Origin of the sequence: Bradyrhizobium sp., from assembly GCF_049586575.1 — a bacterium.
Classification (GTDB): Bacteria; Pseudomonadota; Alphaproteobacteria; order Rhizobiales; family Xanthobacteraceae; genus Bradyrhizobium.
Genome location: NZ_JBAVCF010000231.1, coordinates 1 through 5165, shown reverse-complemented (window position 1 = coordinate 5165; position 5165 = coordinate 1). Strand labels below are relative to the sequence as shown.

Here is a 5165-nt window from a genome sequence, read left to right as displayed (position 1 = left end):
CTTCACGAACTTCGGAAAGTCATGGGCACTAGCAAACTTATTGATTCTAGTACCGCTTTGTCGATCTGAAGTCCCTGATCGAATTCGCCGCTTGTGGCGCAGGGACTTCGGATCGGCGGTACTAGCTCGCGCAGGCGCGCATTCTCCTTAATGCGAGGCGCCAATACCCGTTTCTGCAAGCACACGGGCGGCGATGTCGGCGACGTCGGTTGCGGGAATATCGCGCATGCAGCGGTGATCGTTCATGGTGCAGACCGGGCGATGGCAGGGCTGGCAGGGCACGGTGGTCTTGGTTTGAACGGTCGCGGCAAGCCCGTTGAGCGGCGCCCAGTGATAGGGACTGGTGGGACCGAAAATCCCCATGGTCGGCGTCCCCAACGCGGCCGCGATATGCATCAAGCCGGAATCATTCGAAATCGCGAGGCTGGCCGCCGCCATCGCCAGAATGCCGTTGCGCAGGTCAGTGCCGGTGAGATCGCGCACGCGCGGGCCGCCCGCACCCACGATCTCGGCGGCAATCGTCGCTTCGCCGGGGCCGCCGATCACCCAGACGTCGAGACCGCGTTCGGCCAAAAGCTTTGCGGCTTGCGGATAATAGGTCCAGCGTTTGGACGATCCGACCGAGCCTGGCGCCAGAGCCACGGCCGTGCCTCGGCCGAGGCCACTGGTCTGCCGGAACCGCGCCACTTCCTCTGGGCTTACCCGCAATTGCGGCACCGGCCATTCCGGCGGCAGGGCGGCGCCGTCCGGCAAAGCCAGCGCCGCATTCTTGTCGATGAAACGGGGCAGGGCCTTTTCGCCCCAGCGCCATCGGTTGATGAGGCCGAAGCGGGCCTCGCCGACAAAACCGACCCGTTCCGGGATTCCCGCCAGGGTCGGGGCGAGCGCCGACTTCCAGGTCCGCGGCAGGACCAGCGCCGTCGCGTAGTTTCGTGCCTTCAGCTCGGCGGCGATGCTGAACTGCCTGGCGACCGCAAGCCGGCCGCGGGGCAGGTCGCAGACGATGCCGGCGCGGACGCCCGGCATGTAATCGACCAGGGGCGCGCACAGAGTGGTGGTCAGAAGGTCGACCGGCCGGTTGGGAAAGCGCTGGTTCAGCACCCGCACGACGCTGTGGCCGCGGACGAAATCGCCGATCCACATATAAGGGATGATGAGGATGGGCCTGGTGTCGCCCGCATCTTCTACGGCCACGGAATGGTCTGAATCTATATTCATATATTCATGGCCGGTGAGCATGCTCGTCTCGGTAACGGCTCCCCGCGGGGAGGTAAAGTCCTGAAAATCCGGCCTCCAGCCTTCACCATATGGACGGCCTTAAGTTGCCTGCCGGACAAGGTTAAGGCAAAGCTGGGCTCTCCAATAGGCAGGGTGCGGAATGTTGCTGGTAACCGGTGGGGCCGGTTTCATCGGGTCGAATATCGTGGCCGCGCTCAACGAGGCGGGCCGCGCCGACATCGCCGTATGCGACGTGCTCGGCGATAGCGGCAAATGGCGCAACCTCGCCAAACGCCAGCTCGCCGACATCGTGCCCCCGGCCGAACTGCCCGCATGGCTGAACGGCCGCCGCCTCGACGCGGTGATCCACATGGGTGCGATTTCCGAAACCACGGCGACCGACGGCGATCTCGTCATCGAGACCAATTTCCGCTTTTCGCTGCGGCTGCTCGACTGGTGCACGGCGCATGCGGTGCCGTTCATTTACGCGTCCTCGGCGGCGACCTATGGCGATGGCGCTCAAGGGTTTGCCGACGATCCCTCACCTTCCGCGTTGAAGGCGTTGCGGCCGATGAATCTTTACGGCTGGAGCAAGCATCTGTTCGACATGGCGGTGATCGACCGTGCGAACCGGGGCGAGAAGCTGCCGCCGCAATGGGCGGGGCTTAAATTCTTCAACGTGTTCGGGCCCAACGAGTACCACAAGGGCACGATGATGAGCGTACTGGCGCGGCGCTTCGACGACATCAAGGCTGGCCGCGTCGTCGAACTCTTCAAATCCCATCGCGACGGCATCGTCGACGGCGATCAGCGGCGCGACTTCATCTATGTCGATGACGTGGTGCGGGTGGTGATGTGGCTGCTCGCGACACCGTCCGTCTCGGGCCTTTTCAATGTCGGCACCGGGAAAGCGCGCAGCTTCAAGGATCTCATGCTGTCGGCCTATACGTCGCTCGGTGCCGCGCCCAACATCCGCTACATCGATATGCCCGTATCCATTCGCGACAGTTACCAGTATTTCACCCAGAGTGAGGTCAATCGCTTGCAGCGCGCGGGCTATAACGGCGGCTTCACGGCGCTCGAAGAAGCGGTCGGCCTTTACGTCAAGGGCTACCTCAATTCGTCCGATCGCTATCGCTAGTGGTCCGATTCTAACAACGGCATCAGATGTTCGATTTCGAGTCCTTTCACCGCACGATGGTCGGCCAGACGGTGCTCTGCGTCGGCGACCTCATGCTGGACGAGTTCGTCTATGGCGAGGTGTCGCGGATTTCGCCGGAAGCGCCGGCGCCTGTCATCGCCGCCCGGCGCAGCGAAACCAGTATCGGCGGCGCCGGCAATGTCGCTCGCAATATCACCTCGCTCGGCGCCAAATGCATCTTTGTCGGCCTGATCGGTGAGGACACGGCAGGGGCGGAACTCGAGGCAGCCCTGGCAAGAGAGCCGCTGATCGAGAGCAGTCTGGTCACGGATAGCGCGCGGCCGACCACGCGCAAGGTGCGTTTTGTTTCTGAGCACTTCCGCACGCACATGCTGCGGGCGGACTGGGAAATGACCCATCCGGCCGCGGCAGAGGTCGAGCAGCAACTGATCGATACGATTCTGCCGCTGATTCCGCGCGCCGACATCGTGCTGTTGTCCGATTACGCCAAGGGCGTGCTGACGGCGCGCGTGATCCGCAACGTCATCGACACCTCCCGCAAACTCGGCAAGGCCGTGATCGTCGATCCGAAGAGCGCCAATTTCGCGATCTATCGCGGGGCGACGCTGTTGACGCCGAACCGCAAGGAATTTGCGGAGGCAACCCGAAGCCGGGCGGATTCGAATGAGAGTATCGCGGCCGCCGCGCCGGACGTGATGCAACTCGCCGATTGCGAGGCCATCCTGGTGACGCAAAGCGAGCACGGCATGACGCTGGTGCTGCGCACCGGCGAGACCCTCCATGTGCCGGCCTTTCCGGTCAAGGTGCGCGACGTCTCGGGCGCCGGCGACACGGTCGCAGCGGTGCTCGCGGTCGCGCACGGGGCAGGGGCCAGTTGGGAAGACGCGATCCGGCTGGCGAGCGCAGCCGCAGCGGTTGCCGTCGGCAAGAAGGGAACCGCGAGCGTGACGCCGGGAGAACTGCGCCGGCAGATCCTGCCGCATGCGTTTCTCGCCGCCGAAGAGAAGATCGTCGCGCATGGCGACGAACTCGAGGCGCGGCTGCATGACTGGCGCAAGCAGGACTTGCGGATCGGCTTCACCAATGGCTGTTTCGACATCCTGCATCCCGGCCACGTCAAGGTTCTGACCGCGGCGCGGGGTGCCTGCGATCGCCTGATCGTCGGCTTGAACAGCGACGCCTCGGTCAAGCGGCTGAAAGGCGAGGGGCGGCCGGTGCAGGGCGAACGCGCGCGCGCCGAAGTGCTGGCGGCGCTTGAAGCGGTCGATCTCGTGGCAATTTTCGAAGAAGACACCCCCCTCAGGCTGATCGAGCAGATCAAGCCGAGCGTACTGGTGAAAGGCGGCGACTATACCCGCGAGCAGGTGGTAGGCCACGACGTTGTCGAGGCGCATGGCGGCGAGGTGATCCTGGTCGAGGTGCTGGCAGGCTTCAGCACGACCTCGCTGGTCGATCGCGCGCGCGGAGGCAAAGCTTGACGGCGGCTGCCCAGCCGATCGGCGCGCTGTTGTTGAAGCGCTGGCGGGATCCGGCCGCCTGGATGACCACGGCGGATATCTTTGCCGTGCTGCTGGCGCTGTCGCTGCCGTGGTCGACCTCGCTGGTCGGGATTTTTGCCGTCGTGATCGTGGTCGTGATGCTGCCGACGATCGATGCCCGCGCGTTCATCGCCTCGCTGAAGCGTCCGATTTGTGTTTTTCCGATCGCACTGTTCGCGCTGGCGTTGGCCGGCACGCTGTGGTCGGACGCGCGATGGGGCATGCGATTTTATGCGGTCGCTCCGACCGCCAAATTCCTGCTGCTGCCGCTATTGTTCTATCACTTCGAGCGATCGCAGCGCGGCCTGTGGGTTCTCACGGCCTTTCTGGCGTCGTGCGTCGCGTTGCTGGCGATGTCCTGGCTCGTCGACTTCTATCCCCATCTGACGCTCAAGGCCAAAGATGTCGCCTCGCCCGGCATCTTCGTGAAGAACTATATCGACCAGAGCCAGGAATTCGCGCTGTGCGCGGTCGCGCTCGCTTTTCCGATCGCGGCGCTGCTGCGCGCCGGGAAAATCGCTCTGGCGCTGTTGTTCGGTGCGATTGCGCTGGGCTTTCTGGCCAACATGGCTTTTGTGATTGTCTCGCGCACGGCGCTGGTCACGATTCCGATCATGCTCGCGGTCTTCGCCCTTCTGCACTTGAGGTGGCAAACCACGCTGATGATCCTGTGCGCAGCCGTGGTCGCAGGCCTCGTCGCCTGGGCGGCTTCGCCGCTGCTGCAGGAAAAGATTTCTTCGATCGACCTCGAATACCGGCTCTACGAGGACCAGGGCGCCACGACCTCGGTCGGAGAGCGGCTGGAGTTCTGGCGAAAATCGCTGCGGTTCTTCGTCGAGGCGCCCATCGTGGGTCACGGCACAGGGTCGACCGAGGGGCTATTCGAGCAGGCCGCCGCCGGCCAGACCGGTGTTGCCGCCGAGGTGATCAGAAATCCGCATAACCAGACCCTGAACGTCGCGGTCCAGTGGGGCGTGCTCGGCGTCATCGTGCTCTATGCGATGTGGTTCTCGCACTTGCTGCTGTTTCGCGGCGAAGGACTCTTCAACTGGATCGGACTGCTGGTGGTGGTGCAGAACATCTTCACCTCGCTGTTCAACTCCCACCTGTTCGATTTTCACGAAGGCTGGATGTACGTGCTCGGCGTCGGCGTGGCGGGCGGATTGGTGCTAAAGGGAACAACAGGCGAGGCGCGCGAGCTAAGTGCTTCCTGAATATGTTTGACGCGCTTCCCAGCAGGTTGGAGA

4 protein-coding genes are annotated in these 5165 nt (G+C 63.7%); 3 read left to right on the top strand and 1 reads right to left on the bottom strand.

Annotation, left to right across the window (positions count from 1 at the left end):
- Window positions 1-147: 147 nt before the first annotated feature.
- The gene (gene waaF, locus WB528_RS08885; protein WP_423888050.1) at window positions 148-1218 is read right to left on the bottom strand and encodes a lipopolysaccharide heptosyltransferase II; all 1071 of its coding nucleotides are present in this window, start codon (window positions 1216-1218) and stop codon (window positions 148-150) included.
- A gap of 160 nt (window positions 1219-1378) precedes the next feature.
- Here waaF and rfaD point away from each other — a divergent pair, with 160 nt between their 5' ends.
- Genes rfaD through WB528_RS08870 form a run of 3 tightly spaced genes read left to right on the top strand, consistent with a single transcriptional unit; the run spans window position 1379 to window position 5132 of the window.
- Entirely contained in the window at window positions 1379-2359 is a 981-nt protein-coding gene (gene rfaD, locus WB528_RS08880) for an ADP-glyceromanno-heptose 6-epimerase (protein ID WP_423888049.1), read from the top strand.
- Window positions 2360-2385: 26 nt separating this feature from the next.
- Window positions 2386-3858 carry a D-glycero-beta-D-manno-heptose-7-phosphate kinase gene (gene rfaE1, locus WB528_RS08875; RefSeq protein ID WP_423888048.1) on the top strand — a complete coding sequence of 491 codons (1473 nt, stop codon included), beginning with the start codon at window positions 2386-2388 and terminating at the stop codon, window positions 3856-3858.
- A complete protein-coding gene (locus WB528_RS08870) occupies window positions 3855-5132 on the top strand; it encodes an O-antigen ligase family protein (RefSeq protein WP_423888047.1) in 1278 nt (425 codons plus the stop codon). The genes rfaE1 and WB528_RS08870 overlap by 4 nt, the downstream gene beginning before the upstream one ends.
- Window positions 5133-5165 lie beyond the last annotated feature (33 nt).

Coding starts and splice junctions, on each gene's coding strand:
- rfaE1 (WP_423888048.1), top strand. CDS start 2,386: ATGTTCGATTTCGAGTCCTTTCACCGCACGATGGTCGGCCAGACGGTG.
- waaF (WP_423888050.1), bottom strand. CDS start 1,218: ATGAATATAGATTCAGACCATTCCGTGGCCGTAGAAGATGCGGGCGAC.
- rfaD (WP_423888049.1), top strand. CDS start 1,379: ATGTTGCTGGTAACCGGTGGGGCCGGTTTCATCGGGTCGAATATCGTG.